Raw genomic sequence first — 22,235 nt, forward strand, 5'->3', positions numbered from 1 at the left:
TACCTTCGCATTCTCGGAATGCGATCGAACAGGAAAGGAGGAGCTACGAGCTTGTCCAGAAAAGCAACAGCTCTTTTAGTCACATTTTTACTCATATTCCAGTTTTTTCAATCTGCGGGCGTTGTGCAGCCAGCAAATGCGGCGGCGATAGCGGATACCATATTCACCAAGGCCGAGTTGAGCTATAAGAATCCCTCTCCCACGGTCATTGCGTCCGTATACGAGGAGTCAGCAAATCATTTTGTAGGTGAAAGCACCGATATTCAGGTAAATGTGGCTGACGTTCTCTACCTGGATTATACATACTTGCTGCCGGATGGTCACACGTATGCTGACGGTGACACCTTTGAGTTTGACCTGCCGGACATCTTTGATTACACTCTCCCGGCTGGCCCTCATAATTTAGTAGGAGGTATTGGGTCTTATCTTATTAATGGGCGTACAGTAACCGTTAAATTTAATGATGAAATTAACGATGGTGCTGAAGCGAGGGGGACGCTGCAATTTTGGGGCACTCTGGCTGAGGCCAAAGTTATAGATCCATCCAATGTCCCCATTGACTTTGGTGTGACGGGTGCAGGAACTGTCCGTCTTCATGTAAAGCCTAAAACAGGCAGCTCCATCGAGAAGAACGGTGCGGCCGATAAAGGACAAAATCCGACCAAGATCGACTGGACGATTGATATTAATACTGATCTCAAGAAATTAACAGGCGCCGTAGTCAAGGACAACATTTTGACTGGCCTGTCGCTAGACATCAATGATATCGTGATTAAGCAACTAAATGTCGGCCTGAATGGTGTTACCGGTGAAGGTGCAGTGGTCCCTACATCTGATTACAGTGCAGCGTTGGATCCGGCTACTCATAATCTGACGATTTCATTCCTCAATCCGATTGACAGTGCCTATCGCATTACGTTCCCTACGAAAATTGAGGATTCAACGATCGAACAGTTCGATAACATCGCTTCGCTGGAGTCAACGGGCAACCCGAGCGTTTCGGATAATGCACTTGTGCTGACGCCAAGAGGCAAGGTGCTTGACAAGAGTGGTGTCTTCAATGCGACAACAGAAGAGATTGAGTGGACAGTAAAGCTGAATTATGGGGAACTGCTTTTTGGCCCTGGCGAGCTGGAACTGCTGGATCTGTTCTCTAATAAGCATGAATTTGTAGCGGGATCATTGAATATCGTCAAAGTCAATGATGTGAATAATGATTCGAACACATCTCCGTACACCGGAAGCTATAGCTTGTTTGCGGATGCAGCAACGGCTCCAGCTAAGATTAGTGATTTTATTACTAATTCGTATACGCAAACTCCCAAGCCGGATGCTACAAATAAAAATGGTTTTGTCTTGAAGTTTAACGATCAAACAAGCGACGCCTTCAAGATTACCTACAAAACAAAACCATCAAGCAATGTGTACGATGATCAGGACATCTTAAATAATGTATACACCAGGGAAGTTCCTTGGGAAGTCAAAACGGCCATCAAGCAAAACTTCTTTCATAAGAGCCGTGACGGGGTAGACTACCTGAATAAAAAAATTGACTGGACAGTGAACATTAACAAAATCGGTTATCCTGTAGAAGACATTATATATGTGGATACATTCGATTCCAGCTATCAAAAGCTGGACAGCAGCTCTCTTAAAATCAGTAAGGATAATGGTGCTACTTATACGCCTGTCTCCGTGCCAGGAGCCACACCAGACTATACGGTCACGTTGGTTACTTACGGAAACAAAGAAGGATTCCAGATTAAATTTCCAGCTGCGTCTAGCACAACTTCCTATATAGTCAAATACAAGACGGATTATGACTATAAAACAACAGAGTACTATAATCAGTCAGACAAAGACGTGAAATTTGCCAATAATGGTGAATTGCAATGGAAAGAAAATAGCACAAGCGGTGTGAAAAAAGCGACCACAAGCAAAGATTTCGATCCATCTGATAAAATTAAAAACAATGGTTTTAAAGTTGGCCAGTATAATGCATCAACCAAAAGAATTACCTGGGGCATTGGCGTCAACTATAACCAAAAGGATCTGAAGAATGTAACAGTTGAAGACATTATTCAGGAAGCCGGAAAGCATCATACGCTTGTTTCCAGTTCGATCAAGATCTACCCGATGACGATTAACGCAGATGGCACTCATGTCGTTGATCGCAGCAGTCCGGTTACGAAAACAGTTCAAAGCGATGCTAGTAAGTTCACAGTCATCCTGGGTAACATTACAACTCCTTACTACATCGAGTACGAAACAGACGTAGCGAACATGCAGTTTCCTGCAAATCAGCAAGACTTGACCATCAAGAACGAAGCTGTAATTACAGCGACTGGCGTTCAGGAGAAAAAGGTAGATGCCAAAATCACCATTCCAAGAGCGGGCGAGTATGTTTCTAAAGGAGGACAGCAAAGCTCTAATCAATACATTATTGACTGGACCCTTCACATTAACCGTGGCCAATCGACTGTACAAAACGCTGAAATTACGGATACACCGAGCAAGAAACAAATTTTGGATCGTAACTCTTTCAAGCTGTACGAAACTACGGTGCCGGATCAAGGTGGCAATGTAAATAAGGGCGCTTTAGTTCCAAACGATGAAACGGTCTACAAAATTGATTATCTGACTCCTACTGCTGACAGTGACGAGCCATTCAAGCTGGTATTCCTGCAGACCATCACCAAGCCCTATATACTGGAATACAGCTCTTACGTAGATGGTGAGAATGGTGAAGAAGTAGGCAATAAAGTAGACTTTAATGGAAAAGGCGCAGGCAATATATCGAAGGATAACGAGAAGAAATTTAACCTTAAGCTGGCAGGTACTAGCGGAACAGGCTCTGTGCCTACTAAAGATTTGACTGTCATCAAGGTGGATGCGGATTCCGGAGATAAACTGGCAGGCGCAGAGTTCAAGTTGACGCGGGTAACAGGAAATCAAGTCATAGGTACTAAGACTTCCGGCAGTAACGGCCAAATTTCCTTTACTGGCTTGAAATACGGTAAATATATACTCGAAGAAATCAAGGCTCCTACAAGTTATGTGATTGATAACACTAATGATGCCCATAAGCATAATATCGTGATTAACAGTTCAACCGTTAACGATATCAATGGTGTTATGCAATACACCGTAAAGAATAAAAAAGGGATCGGCAGCATTAAGGTGATCAAGGAGGATTCTGCAGACGCGAATAAAAAGCTCGCAGGTGCAGTATTTGAATTGAAGAATAGCGCTGGCAACAGCTTTACTCCTAAAAAAATAGACATTACTGATTCAAATGGTATCGCTGAATTCAGCGGGCTGGAGTATGGGCAGTATTACTTGGTAGAAACGAATGCTCCATCGTATTACAAGATATTGACTGTAACGACTCCGGTAACCCTGCAGGAAGCATCTAAAGAAGTTACTGTGAAAAATGAAAGACTTAAAGGCAAGCTTGAGATAAAGAAAGTAGACGCCTCGAACCAGCCGCTCGCCGGTGCTGAATTCAAGCTCTACAGGGTTGGTATTCCCGCAACAGTTGTAGGAGTCAAGACGACCGATACAACTGGCATCATCACATTCGATAATCTGGATTACGGTGAATACGTCATCGAGGAGACAAAAGCACCGAAGTACTACCAGATCAAAACTGCCACTAAGAATATCACTTTTGAACAGCCTGTTCTGACTGAAGTATTTCAGAATGACAGGGGTAAAGGCGCGATAAAGATCGTCAAGATTGATGAGGAAAAGGATCAGCTTGGAAACGATGTGCCGCTTGAGGGCGCGAAGTTTGAACTGTACAAGAATGGAGTCAAGATCAAGGACGGAATTACGGATGCAAATGGTGAACTCCTATTCGCTGATTTAGAACAAGCTGAATATACAATTCTTGAGACAAAAGCACCGAATTTTTACGTGCTAAGCGTTCCCAATAATGCTATTACGATTGATTTGGATCAAGCCAGTGTGGTTAAAACCGTAGAGAACAAACGTGGCAAAGGCTCCCTTTCAATAACAAAAGTGGATAGTGCTAATAGTGCGACAACACTAGCCGGAGCTAAATTTGAACTTCGTACGGTGAAGGATAATACGCTGGTAGACACACAAACTACTGGCAACGACGGCAAAGCAACTTTCAATAATCTGAAGTATGATGATTACAAGCTGATTGAAATCGAAGCTCCTGCCAACTATGAGCCGCTGTCTGCTCCTATTCTCGTGACATTAGGGGAGGCTGCTCAAATCTTGCCGCCAATTGCCAACAAGAAAAAAGAAGGCAATCTTGTCATCACGAAGGTGGATCAGGCTAATAACACCGTGAAGCTTGAAGGCGCGAAGTTTGAACTGAAAAGTACAGACGGTACCCAATCATATGGTGTAAAAACGACAGACAGCAATGGTCAACTGAAATTTGATAATCTGGCTTATGGCGATTACGTGCTGCATGAAATTGAAGCTCCTGTATATTACTTACCGCTTCAAGCACCACAACCGATTACCATCAATCAGGCTGCTAACAGCTATACCGTTCAAAACGTAAGAGGAACGGGAGAATTAACCGTCATTAAAGTAGATGCTGATTCCCAAGCTCTACTGCAAGGCGCCGAGTTTGAACTCTTAAGCCTGGATAAATCGATCAGTTACGGTACTAAAACGGTCGACAACACAGGGAAGCTCACATTCACTAATCTGCTTTATAATCAATATGTGCTGAAGGAAACTAAGGTACCGGGCGGTTACCAAATTGTCGGCAGCGGCGAAACCATCGTGACTCTTGACTCCGTGACCAAAACCGAAAAGGTAGGCAATAAGAAAATACCTGTAATTATAAATACGCCTACAGGATCGATTAAAGTCACCAAGGTTGACGCTGATGATCAAAAGCCGCTCGCAGGCGCACAATTTGAATTGTTCAACAGCAACAAGACGACTTCCTATGGAACGGCGACAACAGATGCGAATGGTGTAGCCACTTTCAGCAATCTGCTGTACGGCAATTATGTACTGGTTGAGAAGCAAGCTCCAGCCGGCTACGCACTGACGCAAGCTGACACGGGTATCGTCATCGACCAATATGGTCAATCTATAACTATCACCAATAAGAAGGATACAGGAGGTCCAGGCCCGAGCCCGAGCCCAAGTCCAAGCCCAAGCCCAAGCCCTGGCCCGAGCCCAAGTCCGGACCCTAGTCCAAGTCCAAGTCCGGATCCTGGCCCAAGCCCAAGTCCGAATCCGGGAGCAAGTCCGAGCCCAGACCCAGGCAAACCAACAACACCAGTAACTACACCGGAAGATACGACTACTGAGGGTGAAGTTGAGATTCCAAAAGGTGGCGTTCCAACTATAGGTCAAAAACCTGAACATGGTACAGTGACCATAGATAAGAATGGCAAGTGGAAATATACACCTAAACCGGGCTTTGTCGGTAAGGATAAATTCTCTATTATAGTCAAGGATGAAGACGGCAATGAAGAGGAGCTCTTCTTTGAAATTGATGTAGAGATACCTTTGGGAGGAGCTGAAGGCAGCTCATCCAACACTCCTGCTGTGCAAGTGCTTCCGAAAACGGGGGAAGACAGCTATCTGCTTCTGCAGCTTATAGGCCTTGGCCTGCTGCTTCTAGGTGCAGTAATAAGGAAAAAACGTTCTCGTTCCTAAAATGGAAAAAATAAAAAAAGGCCGGGCAGCGAAAGCTGTCCCGGCTTTTATCGTTCTTATGAGTATCCATGTCCAGTGAATAATAATAGTCTCAGTCTCAGTCTCAGTCTCAGTCCCAGTCCTAATCTCTATACACCAAGTTTATATAAGTTTTTTCCTGAAGGCTTAGGGATATTGATGACATATTACAAAAGCTGTACCCGCCTGCTTGATAAACCAGAGGGTACAGCTTTTTATGTTTAAAAATGGAATTATTGGTGTATTATGTAAAGTAATTCCTATTTAAATGTACGCGATCAAGGCGGTTAGCTTTGACTGCTGTGAATGAATCCGCTTATCAAGGTTGTCACAATTCAATTGCTTGCTAGCGTTTAGCTTGCACGATAAGTCTATGGGTTGCGCTTTCGATAGGGTCGCAGGTAATAAGGGTCAGCACCCTATCGGTATCATTGCTGCTGAGCACGGAAATGTCCGTTGGCTCCACGATAGATACATTAAATACGGTATAAACAATGTCTTGGCCCTTCATTTGCACAATAATCTCATCGCCAACCACTACTTCATTCAGCCTATTGAAAAGTCTTCCTTTGGTTTGCGCTCGATGGGCAGCAATCGCGGCGTTGCCTATTTGATCGAGTGGTGTTGTTTCGCTCATATGGGCTGCTGCAAATTTCATATTTTGCAACGTAGCACCTTCCAGAACCGGAATCTTCAGATCGATTTTATCGATCTTAATGACGGCTATAGCTTGAGCGTTAGCCTTCTGGTAGGAATCCTCTTCCGGTAGGTGGGCTGTTTGACTAAGCTTTGCTGCCTCGGAGACATCCGCTTCATTAAACAGTTGGGATAACCGCTTGTATCCATCATCCAACAACTTGTTGTTACTCTCAGCTGCGGAAGAATAGGCTTCCATCTGCTCAAGCAGCTGTTCTTGCTGCCGATCATAGTACCATTCCCTTGCTTTAGGCAGCAAAATGATCAGAACTCCGGCAATAATCAGTGTATAGGATATTATTTTTCTCATAAAATGCTACCTATACGCCTTCAGTTACATGTATGTTCTTTTCCGTTTCATTCTTAAAATGATCGACGAATACACGCTGAATCGCTTCAATGAGACGATCCCTGTGTACCGGCTTCACTACAAAATCACTGGCGCCGCTGCGAACAGCTTCCAGAACCATTTCACGCTGCCCCATGGCAGAGCACATAATGATCTTGGCGGAGGGATCAATCGACTTGATTTTTTTAACTGCACTGATTCCGTCCAATTCCGGCATAGTGATGTCCATAGTTACTAATTCTGGCCGTATCCGCTGATACATGCTGATGGCTTCGATCCCATTGCGGGCTTCACCGACAACCTGATGGCCGAGTTCCTCCAGAATGGCACGCATCAGCATCCGCATAAAAGCTGTATCATCAACAACCAGTACTTTGATTCCGCTCATTTTCTCATCTCCCTTTCATTATAGAATGTACGTCTCTCATCTGAACAAAAACTGAACAAGCGGCAAGCTAGTATGAAATAAACACCTTGTGGCGTCCTTTGAGGAGCGTGTTCGTGACGTTAATGCATGGAGGGAGGGAATGGCTGTGGGCTCCAGCCGCTGTTAAAGATTTGTTCCCTTGAATGGTATATGATGAGGAGGTAGGAACAAATCTTTAAAGGCGGACGCTACCGCTCTTCCGCCCACAGCCATTCCCTCTCTTTAGCTACAATCGCACGAATCACACGAACACCAAGCTCAAACGGACAGCCAGCAAGAGATTTTCTCCTGGTTAGTGGAGAAGTCCTAGCTGGCGCAGGCGCTGGAGATAAGGAGCCCGCGCAGTTGAGGAGGACCTGATGCTTTAACGATAAAAAACATCGTTAAGTGAAGCGCACGCTCAATTCGGGGAAGATGGTCGCTACGAGGTAGTTACGATGTCGCTACAAGGCCGCTATAGAAGGAAACGACAACCAACAGGCGTCCGTTTCCTGGACGAAAGGGATAGAAAAAAAGCAGTCAAGCTATTTAGCTTGAACTGCTGCAAGTGATCTATTAATTCCGCTGGTTTTGTAGCTTCCACTGCTCGAACCAGCCTTCAATGCTATCCGGCAGTCCAATGCCAAGCTCCTGCTCCAGCAGGTTTTGAATGATCTGGAACTGCTCCTCTACCGCTGCGCGCTCTCCAATGCTGTCATAAACCTTCATCAATCCCAAGTGGCCCTCTTCAAAATAAGGTTGAAGCTGAACAATCCGTTGGTACACGGTTACGGCTTCGGCAATTTTGCCGTTATCCGTATAGAACTCTGCCACCTGCATCGCATGATGCAGCCAGATGGTGCGCAGACGCTGTCGTTCGCTTTCTGCCCACATATAATCATAGTCGGCGAAGTAATCACCGGAATAGAGCTCAATCAATCTCTGATATTCAGCGCAGTTGCCCGAATGAATGGGCCCCAGGTCGCGGATGCCGATTTCCCATTGGGTGGTGTCAATCTGTACCTTTTGAAGATTCAGGGTGTAGCCTTCGCCACCACTGACGTTGCTAATATCTATGGCGATGTCGGCTTGCTTCAAGCATTGGCGCACCTGATAAATCGTCGTATAAAGATGCGTGGAAGCCTTTTTAAGGTCGAAATCGGTCCATAGCATGTCGATCAGGGTGTCTTTACTAACGAACCGGTTGCGATGGTGAAGCAGATAAGCGAATACTTCCTGAGCTTTGGTGGTTCTCCACCGAAGTGACTGCAAAGGCTCGCCTCCCCGCTCGAAGCGGAGCGACTGAAAGCAGCGGACGACTACCTCTGCCACTTGCGGCGGTTTCTCAGATGCCCTCGGCGTCCTCTCCTCCAGCCGCTGCACAGTCTTCATCAGCCGATTGCGATGAACCGGCTTCAGCACGTAATCCAGTGCGTTTAACTCGAACGCCTCCAAAGCGTACACGTCGTAGCCGGTAACAAAAACAATATCCGCCGCCGGGCAAACATCCTGTATCATTTCCGCGGTCTGCAGTCCATTCATTTCCGGCATATTAATATCCAGAAAAATCACATCTGGGTTCAAGTCAGAAGCGGCCTGAACAGCCAGGGCAGGTTCCGTGTAGGTCGCTACGATTTCAATACTTGTTAATTCCTTCAACATTTTTTCCAATTGCAAGAGCGCAAGACGTTCATCATCTATTAGTAAGGCACGTATCATAGTAATCCCACCACTCAAACGTAGTTATGACATAAATGCTTATTGCAATAATTTCGCAGAAGGGCTATTAAACTAGAATTGTAACATATTTATTCCGGAACTATAAAAGAAATTGTAGTGCCAAGACCGGGCTGGCTCTGGATGGTTAGTCCTTTGCCATACATCTGCTTCAGGCGTCTGTCTGTATTGAGAAGTCCAATCCCTCTTTTTTTGCCGGGCTGGCTGTCCAGCAGCTGCTTCACCTTGTCCGGATCCATGCCTACACCATCGTCTGTAATGGATATTTCAGTATAGCGGGAGTCAGCGTGGCTGGCCGGATGGCTGGTAATCCGAATGTGCACCATTCCCCCTCTGGAGCGGCATAGTATGCCATGTCGGAGAGCATTTTCTACAATAGGCTGGATCGTGAGGGGCGGCAGCTGGAGCTGCAGGTTCGGGTCCAACTCCCATGAAATATCGAGTCTCTCATCGAAACGCTCTTTTTCGATATAGAGGTAGGCCCGAACCAGGTCGAGCTCGTACTCAATCGGCACAACCCGCCCCGAATTCAAGAAGTCAAAGCTTATTCTTAAGTAAGCGCTAAAAGCCTCTATCAGATCATGCATTTTGGTCGTATCTAGGATGCTTAATGCTGTAATGGAATTCAAAGTGTTGAATAAAAAATGCGGTTGAATCTGGGCCTGGAGATAGGCGGCTTCCATTTGCAGACGTTCCCCTACCGATTGCTTCAAATCCGTCAATGCACGTACCCGGGACTTTAATTCAAGCGCATCGACAGGCTTTGTCACATAGTCGTTAGCACCAGACAGAAATCCGGAGTATACATCCTCCGAGCGGCTGCGTGCTGTCAAAAGAAGGATTGGCAGCTCCGAGATGGAGAAACGCTCCCGAATAATACGCGTTAATTCATAGCCTGATATATGCGGCATCATCACATCAGCAATAATCAAGTCCCATTGCTCCTTATCCAGCTTGGTTATTGCCTCCTTGCCACTCGTTGCTGTCACCAGCTCATATTGGTCGATGGGTAGTATGCTGCTGATTACTTTTAGATTGACAGGGTCATCGTCAACAGCCAGAATCTTCGGTCTACCGGCAGCAATAAGGAGATTGGATGCAGGCAGCGGAGTGGGTAAGCCGGCCGTAGCTTCGGTTGCTGCTGCTGAATAGCCGTCATGCACAGGGAGGACGAGCAATGCCTTTTCCTGCTGGACGGAATATTTTTCGAGATTTTTTTCGGGATGTTCTTGGAGATGTTCTTCGAAATTTTCAACATATTCCGCAACATATTCTTCAGCCAAGGGAAGGGTGAAAGTGAACACGGAACCCTGACCAGGGGTTGAACTCACGCCTATAGTTCCGCCATGCAGCTCTACCAGCTGCCGGCAAATGCTTAAGCCAAGCCCCATGCCACCCCCGCCGATGGCTGTTATGCCGGAGTCCCCTTGCTCATAGGCTTCAAAAGCTCTGAGCCGGGTGTCCTCATCCATTCCAATGCCTGTATCCGAGATATGGATATGTACGCAGTCATCCAGAGCCTCTGCATAAATGGTTATAGAGCCTTCATACGTATATTTAATCGCATTATGAAGCAGGTTGAATAAGATTTGAACAAGTCTTTTCTCATCAGCAGCAACAAAGGGGAAAGTCTCCGGTATGTCCATATTTAGCCGAATCGGCTTGCCCTCTGTCATGAACCTGAGCATGTCCAATACGCCGGGAATAACGGATTGAATCCTCAAATTACTTGGCTGCAGCCGGACTTTATTCTCCTTAAGCTGTGTTAAATCAAGTAGATCATTAAGCATGAGTGACATACGACGGCCAACCGTAACAAGCAGCTCTATATTTTTCTTGTTCTCCTCTTCCTGAGAGCTTTTTTTGCTATCCAGTACGTTTTGGGCGATATTAATGATGCCGTGAAGCGGATTTCTTAATTCATGAGAGGTGTTAGCCAGAAAATCATCCTTCAATTTATCTGTTCGCTGCAGTTGTTCGGCTAGCTGTTTAGTTTGCTCGGCATTCCGGAAATAACGTTTAAACCAGAATGTGGCGAAAGCGATGAAAAAGGCGATCATATCAAGCGGATAGTACCCCATCTTGACCCAGCCAAGTCCTTCAATTACGCCCCATATAGGGTTAACAGTGATGGCTGTCGCACCAAGCAGCAGATAAATGGCATCCTCTTCGCCTTTCATGGCACTGCGCAGTGTAAGGATGGGAACGATCAGTAAAGGAAAGAAGAAAATATAGATGTTTAAGGTTAGCAAGTTCGCCACAAACGGGAATGGGATGAGTATAACCAGTAAAGCGTAAATAGCAGAAAATATAGAGAACCAGCGAAAAACCCGGCTTGCTGAGTACTCGATTAACAGGTTTTTGGTAAACCGAAGCAGAAATACAGCGGCTCCCAGATAGGACAAAGCTCTAAGCTTTATGATCCATTCTTGGGTGAAGGGCAGCGATATAAACAACAGCTTATCGTCGTCAGTCAATATAGTAAAAGTCGTACAAAGGATGACCAAGGCAAAATAGAGCAGCACCTTCTGTCTAGTTCCGATCAAATATAAAATACAGGCATATATTGCGTGCATCAAAAAAAGACTGCATACAACCAGCTGCATGCCAATGGAAAACCATCTTTCTTTGGCTACCGCAGCTTCACTGCCCAATTGGATAGATTTCAGGATGCCTCCTTTATTGCCGTAATCATAGTGCGCAGCTTGAATCACAATGTCTATTTCACCGTTATCCGCTGTGAAGGAAGCGAAATACGGAAGGTTTAGAGCTGTGTATTGTTTGCTGTCTGCCGTAGGCTTTCCGGAGCTTTCAAGTAGACGGCCATTCACGAACAGCTCAGAAGAGGTTTTGATGTCCGGGATATGAATGCTGTAGGTTTGCTCCTGATCCGGGTTGACATGTATGCGCAAGCGGAAAGACCCATAGCCAAAAGCTGAGCTTTTGTCGGGGTTCAAAATGGTATTCCATTTTCCAGGAACCTGAATAAACGTCTTTTCCTCTAGGGAAGAGATCGTGTCAGAATTTTGCATGAAAAGCGTATGAGGATAAAACTCCCACTCCCCATCTAAAGCGACAGAGCGCTCTATCTTGAAGTCCCAGCCCCGCATATCCAGCTCACCCTGAATAGCGGAGGGATGATCAGGAGTCATATAAAAGGTAATCCAGGCAAGGCGGATACCTGTGAGGATAAGCAGGAACAGACCGGTAATGAGAACAACGTTTCGTTTAGTCATCATTCCTTGATATTTCGACAAAAGTAGCGATTTTCCTTTATTAAAGGACACATACATCCCTAAGTAAAACGATAGCTAGCTTTGTGTCTGCCTGCGGTATTCCGTGGGAGAGGCGCCGTACCAGCGGCGGAATTGCTTGGAGAAATAAAGCGGATCGTGAAAGCCGACGGAAGCAGCGATTTGTTCCACGGTAAGCTCCCGCCGTTCACGCAGCAGCAGCCTGGCTTTGTCAATCCTCAGCTTGAGCAGGAAGGTGACTGGGGTTACCTGGGTGTGCTGCTTGAACAGTCTCGACAAATAAGCCCGATTGTAGCCCAGGCTTTCCGCCATCATTTCGATGGTAATCGGTTCTGCGTACTGGGTCGATAAGTAATGAACCGCCTGTTCAATCAATTTGCTGCTCTCGGTCTCGGGCAGGTCTCCGAGCGGAGACGCTGGTGCCAGCGCAGCGCTGTATTCGGCCAGCAGCAGATGAAGGTAACCGATTGCCCGCAGATGCGAGCCGTTTTTTTTGCCATGGAATGCTTGTTGCATATGTCTGAACAGCACTGCAGCTTGACGCCTCCGGCCGGTATGAATGATAGGCTGCTTTGGGGAAGTGCCTGTAGATGCTACTAGCTTGGCAGCTTGTGGTCCGGTAAACGCAACCCATCTATAGTACCAAGGCTCCTGTTCATCGGAAGTATAGGAGACGAGCTGCTCAGGCTCAATGATGAAGCTGTCTCCTGCTCCTAACTGACGCTCTTGGCCCTGACAGGTGAAGCAGCCCTTGCCCGATATGATGTGATGGATCAAATAAAAGTCGTATACCCTCGGCCCTAACTGATGGACAGGCTTGGTCTGACTTTCGCCGGCAAATAGGACAAGCAGTTCGTGCTCCTGATCAGGCTCAGGATTGGAGATAACATAATAGCTTTCTGAACGTGACATTGCGTGGCACCGCCTTGTGTGCTGATTTAGGAATACTATATCACAGAGAGATGCTTGCTCCCACTATCCTGAATCACATTTATCCATGTTCTACTTACATGCTTCCATAGTGTTTTAAGGATCTATCCTTTATACTTAAGTTACAAACTTACTTATATATAAACGGATAAAGGCGGTGCCTTCATGGCGGATATACAGGCTCTTCAGCAGCTGTTTACAGGTATCTACGGAGCTTCGCAAGCAGAGATCAAGACTTATTTTGCACCTGGCAGGGTTAATTTGATTGGGGAGCATACCGACTATAATGGCGGTTATGTATTCCCGGCTGCGCTGACCTTTGGCACGACAATGCTCCTTCGTCCGCGGACGGACAGGGTGATGGGCTTTGCTTCCACGAACTTTGAGCTGCGCAAGCTGGCTTCGCTCGATAGTCTTGCTTACGATAAGGCAGATGACTGGATGAATTATCCGAAGGGTATCGTTCTGCATTTGGCGGAACAGGGGTTTCCGCTGCTGCACGGTTATGATTTATTATTTCATGGTGAAATTCCGAACGGGGCGGGACTTTCTTCCTCCGCTTCTATTGAAGTGGTTACGGCATATGGCCTCCTTGATACGGAAGGGCATCCTAAGGATACGGTAAAAATTGCGCTGCTTGCGCAAAAGACGGAGAATGAGTTTATAGGCGTAAACTGTGGCATTATGGATCAATTTGCTGTGGCGAACGGGAAAAAGGATCACGCAATTCTGCTGATGTGTGATACCTTGGAGTATGAACATATTCCTTTCCAAAGCGGCAGTTACAAGCTCGTTATCGGCAATACGAACAAAAGAAGAGGATTGGTGGACTCCGCTTACAACGAGCGAAGAAGCCAGTGTGAACAGGCTGTCGCCGATCTGAAGCAGCAATTTCCGGGCATTACTTTGCTTGGACAAATTTCCTTGGAGCAATTCGAAGCGCATAAGCACCTTATTCATGACGATACAGTGCGCCAGAGAGCACAGCATGTAGTTGAGGAAATTGACCGGGTACTGCAATCGATTGAAGTGCTGAAGGCTAACGATTTGGCAGCTTTTGGCCAGCTGATGATTGGCTCGCATCAATCTTTGCGTGATTTGTATGAGGTTACCGGGCACGAGCTCGATACGATGGTCGAAGCGGCGCTCAAGGTTTCTGGTGTTCTGGGTTCGCGCATGACAGGAGCGGGCTTTGGCGGCTGTACAGTATCGCTGGTGCATAAGGACAGTGTGGAAGCTTTCAAGGAGCAAGTGGGACGTGAATATACAGAGCGCACGGGACTAACGCCAGACTTCTATGTCTGCAGCATTGGCGACGGCGTGAAGCAGATTAGGGAGGAGCATTAAGATGGCTATATTGGTAACAGGCGGAGCCGGGTATATCGGATCGCACGCAGTAGCAGAGCTGCTGGATAGAGGTATGGAAGTTGTCATCGTTGACAACCTGGAGCAGGGTCACGGTGATGCGGTGCTTGGCGGAAAAATGTATGTGGGCGATTTGCGGGACGGGAACTTTCTCGATTCGGTATTTCAGGAAAATGAAATTGAAGCAATCATCCACTTTGCAGCGAGCTCGCTGGTTGGGGAAAGCATGCAGAACCCTGCGAAGTATTACCATAATAATGTATATGGAACATTGTGCCTGCTGGAAAAAATGACGCAGTACGGCGTGCAGAAAATCGTCTTCTCGTCGACTGCGGCTACTTATGGCGAACCGGAAAATATCCCTATTCAAGAGAGTGACCGCACGCTGCCGACCAACACCTATGGGGAGACGAAACTGGCCATGGAGAAAATGATGAAATGGTTCGATACCGCCCATGGCATCAAGTATATTTCCCTGCGCTATTTCAATGCGGCTGGCGCCCATGCGGGCGGCCAAATCGGCGAGGATCACAGCCCGGAAACGCATTTGATCCCGCTTATTCTCCAGGTGGCGCTTGGCCAAAGAGCACATATTTCCATCTTTGGCGATGATTACCCTACATCTGACGGTACATGTATTCGTGACTATATCCATGTCAGCGATTTGGCTGATGCTCACGTACTGGCTGTCGAGAAGCTTCTTCAGGGAGCCGAAAGCCGGATTTTCAACCTTGGGAATGGCAAGGGCTTCTCGGTTAAAGAAGTTATTGATATCGCCCGCCAAGTGACTGGGCATGAAATCCCTGCTGTGACCGAGCCGCGCAGAGCGGGCGATCCAGCTGTGCTTATCGCCTCCTCGGACAGAGCGCGGGAGGATCTTGGCTGGGCTCCATCGAGAGACAGTCTGGAAGTTATCATCGAGAGCGCCTGGCGCTGGCATCAAAGCCATCCTCAGGGATACTTCAAGTGACCTTTCACGACAGGAGAGGTGATTGCAGATGCAGATAAGAGATCAGGGATTGCAAGGATCGCAAGGATCGCAAGGATCACTAGGATCGATGCAGGAACGGGTATCCTATACGCTGGAGCGGCTGCTGCAGTTCGCCAGGCAGCAGGCTATGCTGGAGCAGCTTGATCTGTATACAGCGAGGAATGCGCTGCTGGACTTGTTTGGCATCGCTGAGCCGTATACCGGCAAGCTGCCGGATGAAAGGCTGGAGAGCCCTACAGAGCTGCTAGAGTCATTGCTTGACGACGCTTATGAAGCGGGGCTGCTTGCGGAGAATATAGCAACCTATCGCGATTTGCTGGATGCCAAAATTATGGGGCTGCTGCTTCCGCGGCCCTCTGAAGTAGCGAATCGTTTTTGGGAGACAGGCAGGCTGGAGGGGATGGAGGCGGCTACAGAAGCTTTCTACCGGCAGTCAATCAACTCGAATTATATTCGTATGGACCGGATTGCCAAGAATGCCTATTGGTTATCGGCGACGGAGTATGGCGAATTGGAAATCACGATCAACCTATCCAAGCCGGAAAAGGATCCTAAAGAAATAGCCCTGCTCAAAACACTCCCTCAAAGCCATTATCCCAAATGCTTGCTGTGCATAGATAACGTCGGATACGCGGGACGGATCGACCACCCAGCGAGGCAGAACTTAAGGGTCATACCGCTCAAGTTGAACGGGGAACCATGGCACCTGCAATATTCGCCGTATGTGTATTATAGGGAGCACAGCATCATTTTTCACCAGCATCATATTCCGATGAAAACATCAGAATTGACGTTCTCCCGGCTGCTTGATTTTGTAGATCAGTTTCCGCATTATTTTATCGGCTCTAATGCCGATTTGCCAATCGTTGGAGGGTCGATTCTCAATCACGATCATTTTCAGGGGGGCCATCACCGGTTTGCAATGGAGAAGGCTCCGATAGAGTCGATGTTTACCCATGCCGAATATGCAAGCATAAAGGCTGCCATCGTGAAATGGCCGATGTCTGTTGTAAGACTCAGCGGATATGACAGGCACGAGCTGCTGAAGCTGGCGGCTAAGCTGCTTGAGACATGGAAGAGCTATAGCGATCCTCAGGTAGAGGTAGCAGCTTTCACTGTGAAGGATGGTCAATCTATTCCGCATAATACGATCACGCCAATTGCGCGCCGGTTAGCCGTCGGTGAATATGAGCTCGATCTGGTGCTGCGCAACAACCGTACGAGCGAGGAGCATCCGGATGGGATCTTCCATCCACACCAGCCGCTGCATCACATCAAAAAGGAAAACATCGGTCTGATCGAGGTCATGGGGTTGGCTGTATTGCCTGGGCGCTTGCAGACAGAGCTGGCCGCGATTGCAGAGCTGCTGACGGGAGAAGCTGCGTTCAGCCGTGAGATCAGCGAGGACAGCACGCACTTGCTGCACAAGCATGTGGAGTGGCTCGAGCGGCTGCTTGGCCGTTATGGAACGAAGCTCTCTGCTGCTGAAGCGGCAGTCGTGCTGCAAACGGAAGTTGGCGGTGTTTTCCTTGAAGTGTTACAGGATGCCGGCGTATATAAACGCACCGAATCGGGACAGGAAGCGTTCAGGAGTTTTTTGGCTGCCGTGGGTTTTACGCAGATTTAATATGTTCCCTATAGATATAAGCCGCTGCTACAAGCGATTATAAATATAAAAAGCGATCTCATTGCTCAGGCAAAGGGGTGGCTTTTTTGTTTTTTTAAACAAACAAGCCTTGGTCTAATTACACAGCCCAGAATTGATGAACATCGTTATGGAGCTTGTTCATTGATATGGCTTAAATAAAATAGCCATAAATGATATAGTTAGTAATATGAAACTACGAAAGGTGCGACTCGATATGAAGCCTTTGGAAGCGCATGAAATTAAGGGGACTTGGGGAACTACCCTTTTGCCCATACTAGAAGATGATGCTATCGATTTTCCCCGGCTGTTGGAGCAGGTTACGAAGCTGGCTGCTTCAGGCATCAGCGGTATATATACGAATGGGACGGCCGGCGAGTTCTATGCACAGTCGGAGACTGAGTTCGATGCTATCAATGAATTGGTGGCTGGTATCTGTGAAGATAAGCAGATTCCCTTCCAAATAGGGGCTTCACATATGGGCGCACAGCTCTCGCTGGAACGGATGAAGCGGGCGGCTCGCTTGAAGCCTGCTGCCATTCAGGTGATTTTGCCAGACTGGTATCCGCTCACCGATGATGAAGCCATAGACTACCTCCAAAGGATGGCAGAGGCTGCGGACGGGATCGGCTTGGTGCTTTATAATCCTCCTCATGCGAAAAGGGGCCTTGCACCCGAAACGTATGGCAAGCTGAAAGATGCCGTGCCCCAGCTGATCGGAGTCAAGACTGCAGGGGGAGATGCCAAGTGGTATGAGGAAATGCGGGAACATATGCGGGGGCTATCGGTGTTCGTTCCCGGACATCGTTTGGCCTCAGGTATTGCTGAAGGGGCAAATGGCTCTTACTCCAACATCGCTTGCCTGAACCCTGCGGGTGCTGTTCGATGGTTTGATCGGATGACCAGTGACCCTAAGGGGGCCGCGGCAGAGGAAAAACGGATTGTTGCTTTTATTGAGCAGCACATTGTACCGTTTATTACAGAGCAAGGCTACAGCAATGCAGCAGTTGACAAGCTGTTAACAGAGATAGGCGGTTGGGCGGATGTCGGTACCCGATTACGCTGGCCTTACCGGTCTATCCTGCGTTCCGAAGCTGAGCGGTTGCGGCCGATAGCAGCTTCTATCATGCCGGAGCTGTTTGAAGATTGAAGATTGAAGATTGAAGATTTAAACATTTAAACATAAGGAATTCAAATGCAAAGAATGGTGGAGGAAAAAAATGAAACTACGTGTATCTGCTGTGCAATATCATTTACATACGATTCACAGCTTTGCTGAATTTGCCGCACAGGTTGCCCATTATGTGAGGAGTGCAGAGGAGTATGAAGCTGACTTTGTGCTGTTTCCAGAGCTTTTCACGACACAGCTTCTTTCTATTGGAGATGAGTCAGGAAAGGCGCAGCCGATAGATAAGCTGCCTGAGTATACGGAGGCTTATATTGCTTTGTTTCAGGAACTGGCCGAGCAGACAGGGATGCATATTATTGCGGGCACGCACATCATTGCGGAAGGCGGTAAGCTGTACAACAACGCATATCTTTTTTACCCGGACGGACGGATAGGTGAGCAGAAAAAGCTGCATATCACGCCTACGGAGGTCAAAGAATGGGGGATGGGGGCAGGAGACAACCTGCAGGTGTTCGATACAGACAAGGGACGTATTGCGATCTTAGTCTGTTACGATATGGAATTTCCGGAGATTGTGCGGATGGCCAAAGCCAAGGGAGTTGATGTGATTTTCTGCCCATCCTGCACGGATGATCGCCATGGTTTTCATCGTGTTAGATATACATGTCATGCACGTACGATAGAGAATCAAGTATATGTAGTAACCACGGGTACAGTTGGATCGTTGCCGACTGTAGATTTTATGCGGGGCAATTTCGGCCAGGCTGCAGTGCTGACACCTAATGACATTCCTTTTCCGCCACGGGGTATCCTGGCAGAGGGTGAAATGAATGGAGATATGATTATCACCGCTGATCTTGATCTGGAGCTGCTTTATGAGGTAAGGGAACGGGGTTCTGTCACAACATGGCGTGACCGCCGGACTGATCTGTATACAGACTGGGCAGAATGAGTATGCAGGCAGTGCTTTAAAGCAGTGCTTTAAGGCACTGATTTTAAAAGTAGTAGTTAAAAGTAGTAGTTAAAAGTAGTGGTGTAAAAGTAATAGTGTATAAGTAGTGGTGCAAAAATAATGGTTTATAAATAATGGATTACAAGCAGTTGTCGGCAAGGAGGTAGTGGGGGTTGTATATAAAGAAACTGTATGTCTTTGACGGAGATTTGCCGGTTGAGGCTGCTATTCGCAGGTATACGATGAGTGATTGTGAGGCTATGATCCGCATTCAGCGTGAGAGCTTTCCTCCGCCCTTCCCTCCCGAGTTATGGTGGAACGAAGCACAATTGCGGAATCATGTGAGTTTGTTTCCGGAAGGTGCCCTGTGTGTGGAAATCGGAGGAGAGCTGGTTGGCTCAATTACAGGGCTGCGAGTGAATTTTGATCCTGAGCATGCAGAGCATAATTGGCAGGAGATTACCGATCATGGCAGCATACGTAATCATATTCCCGATGGCGATACGCTTTATATTGTAGATGTGTGCATCAGCCCTGCTTACCGCAAGCTAGGTCTTGGTAAGTGGCTTATGCAGTCTATGTATGAGGTAGTCGTGCAGCTCGGTATGAAGCGGCTGCTTGGTGGCGGGAGGATGCCTGGTTACCACCGCTGCGCTAGTGAAATGACGGCTGCTGAATATGTAGGGGCTGTTGTAAGCGGGGAGAGAAAGGACCCGGTTATTAGCTTTTTGCTGCGCTGCGGACGAACACCTGTACAAGTGGTTCCCGATTATTTGGAGGACGAGGAGTCTTGTAATTATGCGCTCTTGATGGAGTGGCGCAATCCATTTTTGATATAGAGTTTAACATAGAGTCTGACGTATAGAGTAATTAAAATAGTGGATGAGGAGTGTTGTTGACGTGGAATATATTCGGATTACAAGTATTGAGGACCCATTGTTTCGTTCTATGCATGAGTTGATGCAGGAGATTTTCCCTGCCGAGGAAGTATTGGAGTACTCGCTTTGGAAAGAGCCGCTTGAGGACCCGGGAATTCGTGTGTTTGTGGCTGTCCATGAGGGAAAGGTAGTGGGGGCGACTGAATACCGGTATTACGAGGATTTCCAAGTTGCGATGACAGATTTCACCATCATAGGCAGGGCTGGCTTAGGCATCGGAAGATTTCTTGCGAGTAAGCGGCAGAAGGATTTACAGGAAGTTGCAGCTGCGTCTGGTTCGGGGATGCTTGGGATGTTCGCTGAGATTTATGATCCGTACCGAATCCAGGGGCATGCTTTTGGCGGTATTAAACCTATGGACCCGTTCGTTCGGCGGGAGGTACTGTCGCATCTTGGCTACAAGCGGCTTGATTTCGGCTATGTGCATCCTTCCTGGGAAAATGATGGGGAAGCTGTAACGGAGCTTGATCTTTGCTTCTGGCCGACTGATGAGGAAAGATCGGAAATTCCGGCAGAGCTCGTCGCACAGTTTCTTAGCCGGTATTACTCCGTGCTTTCCAGCAAGCCTAAAGAGTGGCATGAGATGGTAGAGAAATTGAAGTCTCAAACTGCAGTAAGGCTGCTGCCAATTTAATTCCTGCTTATAAAACATCGTTAATGCCCAGCGTTAATGATTTCAGCTTGCACTGGAGGCAAGAGAGTGAAAGACGGAGTCAGAGCTTGTAGAGGGTTGGATGAAAATGAACTAAGGCAGATCAAGCGGCTCTCCAAGATGTGCAATGAAGCGGATGGCATTAAGATTAAGCTTAATGGGGATATGCTCAGGGAGCGGAGCAGGTCCGAAATCAATGATTTTTTATATTATGATCAAGGTGAGCTAATCGGATTTATAGGCATATACAGCTTTATATCCACCGAGGTTGAGATTAGTGGAATGGTGCATCCGGATTACCGCCGCGGCGGGGTTTTTAGCCGTTTAGTGGCAGCGGCGACAGAGGAATGCAGACGAAGAGGCGTACCAAGACTGGTTTTTATTTGCCAGCATGGTTCTGCGAGCGGTGCTGCTTTCTTGACTGCGCTGGGGGCGGAGTTTCTTTATTCTGAATTTCGCATGGAAATGCAGAAGTACAACGGGCCGCAGATTGAACTAATTGCGGCGTCTGGTATGGAGATTCAGCTTCGAAAGGCACAGTGGGAGGATAGTGAGCTGCTCGTCAAGCTTAATATGTCCGGATTTAATATGCAGGAGCAGGATGCGAGAGCTTATGTGGAAAAATCGCTGGGAGGCAGGCACGAACAAACACTAATTGCTGAGCTCGGGCAGATTCCAATCGGGAAAATCAGCTATGAACTCGATGAAGGCGAAGCTTTCATCTATGGATTTTGTGTGCTTTCCGCATATCGAGGAAAAGGCTTGGGACGGGCTATGCTCAGTCAGACCATTCAAATCTTGCAGCAGCACGATCCAGATGCACTGTCGGGTGGCAGAGCAACTGGCAGGCTGGATGACAGAGCGAATGGCGGAGTGAATGGTAAGCTGGACGACAGAGCGAATGACAAAGGGAATGCCAGAGTAAATGCCAGATACAATACCAGGTCTAATGCCAAACTCGATGCCAGGCTCAGTACCCGCATATCGCTTGAAGTGGAGACAGCTAATGAGGGCGCGTTGGGGCTTTATCTAGCTTGCGGGTTCCAGGTAATTAACCGCAATGATTACTATGTGCTAATGAGAGAAATAAAGGGCCGTCAGGAAATTCTCTGACGGCTTTAGTTTTGGGGATGCCTGGAGGGAAAGGGGTTATTCGCATGATGCAGCTTTACAGTGATGAAGTATTCGGTGTGACCGTTCAATCACTTAGGTGATCAGAAAGGAAGCACAGGCTTTCCTATCGCCACTATCCCCTTCCCTCAGAAAGCAACCTCTATTAGTCCGGACGTATGAGGTATGCGTCATTTAACGATGTTTTTCATCGTTAAAATAAGAGTTCCAGGTCAATCCGTCACGTTAACGATGATTTTCATCATTAAAAGAGGGCAGATGACCTCTCAAGGTGATTAAAAGGGATTTTAACGATGTTTATACGAAAATAAAACTGAACTCCTTGGCTAAAATGATGTTAGAAGGCAAAAAAAGGCCTTGTGCTTTTAAAAGTAGTTAATG

General features: G+C 47.3%; 14 protein-coding genes. 9 read left to right on the forward strand and 5 right to left on the reverse strand.

Annotation, left to right across the window (positions count from 1 at the left end; translation table 11 throughout):
* The first annotated feature begins 51 nt into the window (after window positions 1-51).
* Window positions 52-5,661, forward strand: a complete 5,610-nt coding sequence (locus J2Z66_RS36860; RefSeq protein WP_209978059.1) for a SpaA isopeptide-forming pilin-related protein — start codon at window positions 52-54, stop codon at window positions 5,659-5,661.
* A gap of 364 nt (window positions 5,662-6,025) precedes the next feature.
* Here the strand turns inward: J2Z66_RS36860 and J2Z66_RS36865 are convergent, their stop codons facing one another.
* The 5 genes from J2Z66_RS36865 to J2Z66_RS36885 all read right to left on the reverse strand — a co-directional run bounded on the left by J2Z66_RS36865 (window position 6,026) and on the right by J2Z66_RS36885 (window position 13,033).
* A complete protein-coding gene (locus tag J2Z66_RS36865; RefSeq protein WP_209978061.1) occupies window positions 6,026-6,685 on the reverse strand; it encodes a class D sortase in 660 nt (219 codons plus the stop codon).
* Between the two features lie 10 nt (window positions 6,686-6,695).
* Complete coding sequence (locus J2Z66_RS36870; protein WP_209978063.1) at window positions 6,696-7,112, reverse strand: response regulator; 417 nt, start codon at window positions 7,110-7,112, stop codon at window positions 6,696-6,698.
* Between the two features lie 594 nt (window positions 7,113-7,706).
* A complete protein-coding gene (locus J2Z66_RS36875; RefSeq protein ID WP_209978065.1) occupies window positions 7,707-8,849 on the reverse strand; it encodes a response regulator in 1,143 nt (380 codons plus the stop codon).
* A gap of 89 nt (window positions 8,850-8,938) precedes the next feature.
* Window positions 8,939-12,124: an ATP-binding protein gene (locus J2Z66_RS36880; protein WP_245376122.1), complete on the reverse strand. Its 3,186-nt coding sequence runs from the start codon at window positions 12,122-12,124 to the stop codon at window positions 8,939-8,941.
* Window positions 12,125-12,178: 54 nt separating this feature from the next.
* The gene (locus J2Z66_RS36885) at window positions 12,179-13,033 is read right to left on the reverse strand and encodes an AraC family transcriptional regulator (RefSeq protein WP_209978067.1); all 855 of its coding nucleotides are present in this window, start codon (window positions 13,031-13,033) and stop codon (window positions 12,179-12,181) included.
* 183 nt (window positions 13,034-13,216) lie between these two features.
* Here J2Z66_RS36885 and J2Z66_RS36890 point away from each other — a divergent pair, with 183 nt between their 5' ends.
* The 8 genes from J2Z66_RS36890 to J2Z66_RS36925 all read left to right on the forward strand — a co-directional run bounded on the left by J2Z66_RS36890 (window position 13,217) and on the right by J2Z66_RS36925 (window position 21,836).
* Entirely contained in the window at window positions 13,217-14,398 is a 1,182-nt protein-coding gene (locus tag J2Z66_RS36890) for a galactokinase (RefSeq protein ID WP_209978068.1), read from the forward strand.
* Between the two features lies 1 nt (window position 14,399).
* Window positions 14,400-15,386: a UDP-glucose 4-epimerase GalE gene (galE, locus tag J2Z66_RS36895; RefSeq protein WP_209978069.1), complete on the forward strand. Its 987-nt coding sequence runs from the start codon at window positions 14,400-14,402 to the stop codon at window positions 15,384-15,386.
* Between the two features lie 28 nt (window positions 15,387-15,414).
* Complete coding sequence (locus tag J2Z66_RS36900) at window positions 15,415-17,034, forward strand: UDP-glucose--hexose-1-phosphate uridylyltransferase (protein ID WP_376774545.1); 1,620 nt, start codon at window positions 15,415-15,417, stop codon at window positions 17,032-17,034.
* Window positions 17,035-17,269: 235 nt separating this feature from the next.
* Entirely contained in the window at window positions 17,270-18,202 is a 933-nt protein-coding gene (locus tag J2Z66_RS36905; protein ID WP_209978071.1) for a dihydrodipicolinate synthase family protein, read from the forward strand.
* Between the two features lie 70 nt (window positions 18,203-18,272).
* Window positions 18,273-19,133 (forward strand): carbon-nitrogen hydrolase family protein, encoded by an 861-nt coding sequence (locus J2Z66_RS36910; protein ID WP_209978073.1) that lies wholly within the window; start codon window positions 18,273-18,275, stop codon window positions 19,131-19,133.
* A 173-nt stretch (window positions 19,134-19,306) separates the two neighbouring features.
* Window positions 19,307-19,972, forward strand: a complete 666-nt coding sequence (locus tag J2Z66_RS36915; protein ID WP_209978075.1) for a GNAT family N-acetyltransferase — start codon at window positions 19,307-19,309, stop codon at window positions 19,970-19,972.
* A gap of 61 nt (window positions 19,973-20,033) precedes the next feature.
* Complete coding sequence (locus J2Z66_RS36920) at window positions 20,034-20,705, forward strand: GNAT family N-acetyltransferase (RefSeq protein ID WP_209978077.1); 672 nt, start codon at window positions 20,034-20,036, stop codon at window positions 20,703-20,705.
* A 66-nt stretch (window positions 20,706-20,771) separates the two neighbouring features.
* Window positions 20,772-21,836: a GNAT family N-acetyltransferase gene (locus J2Z66_RS36925; RefSeq protein ID WP_209978079.1), complete on the forward strand. Its 1,065-nt coding sequence runs from the start codon at window positions 20,772-20,774 to the stop codon at window positions 21,834-21,836.
* Window positions 21,837-22,235: the final 399 nt, after the last annotated feature.

Origin of the sequence: Paenibacillus eucommiae (assembly GCF_017874215.1) — a bacterium.
In the GTDB taxonomy this organism is placed as follows: Bacteria; Bacillota; Bacilli; order Paenibacillales; family NBRC-103111; genus Paenibacillus_AI; species Paenibacillus_AI eucommiae.

Excerpts from the sequence above, each read along its gene's own strand:
- J2Z66_RS36865 (WP_209978061.1), bottom strand. The coding sequence starts at position 6,685 with ATGAGAAAAATAATATCCTATACACTGATTATTGCCGGAGTTCTGATC.
- J2Z66_RS36870 (WP_209978063.1), bottom strand. The coding sequence starts at position 7,112 with ATGAGCGGAATCAAAGTACTGGTTGTTGATGATACAGCTTTTATGCGG.
- J2Z66_RS36875 (WP_209978065.1), bottom strand. The coding sequence starts at position 8,849 with ATGATACGTGCCTTACTAATAGATGATGAACGTCTTGCGCTCTTGCAA.
- J2Z66_RS36885 (WP_209978067.1), bottom strand. The coding sequence starts at position 13,033 with ATGTCACGTTCAGAAAGCTATTATGTTATCTCCAATCCTGAGCCTGAT.
- J2Z66_RS36890 (WP_209978068.1), top strand. The coding sequence starts at position 13,217 with ATGGCGGATATACAGGCTCTTCAGCAGCTGTTTACAGGTATCTACGGA.
- galE (WP_209978069.1), top strand. The coding sequence starts at position 14,400 with ATGGCTATATTGGTAACAGGCGGAGCCGGGTATATCGGATCGCACGCA.
- J2Z66_RS36900 (WP_376774545.1), top strand. The coding sequence starts at position 15,415 with ATGCAGATAAGAGATCAGGGATTGCAAGGATCGCAAGGATCGCAAGGA.
- J2Z66_RS36905 (WP_209978071.1), top strand. The coding sequence starts at position 17,270 with ATGAAGCCTTTGGAAGCGCATGAAATTAAGGGGACTTGGGGAACTACC.
- J2Z66_RS36910 (WP_209978073.1), top strand. The coding sequence starts at position 18,273 with ATGAAACTACGTGTATCTGCTGTGCAATATCATTTACATACGATTCAC.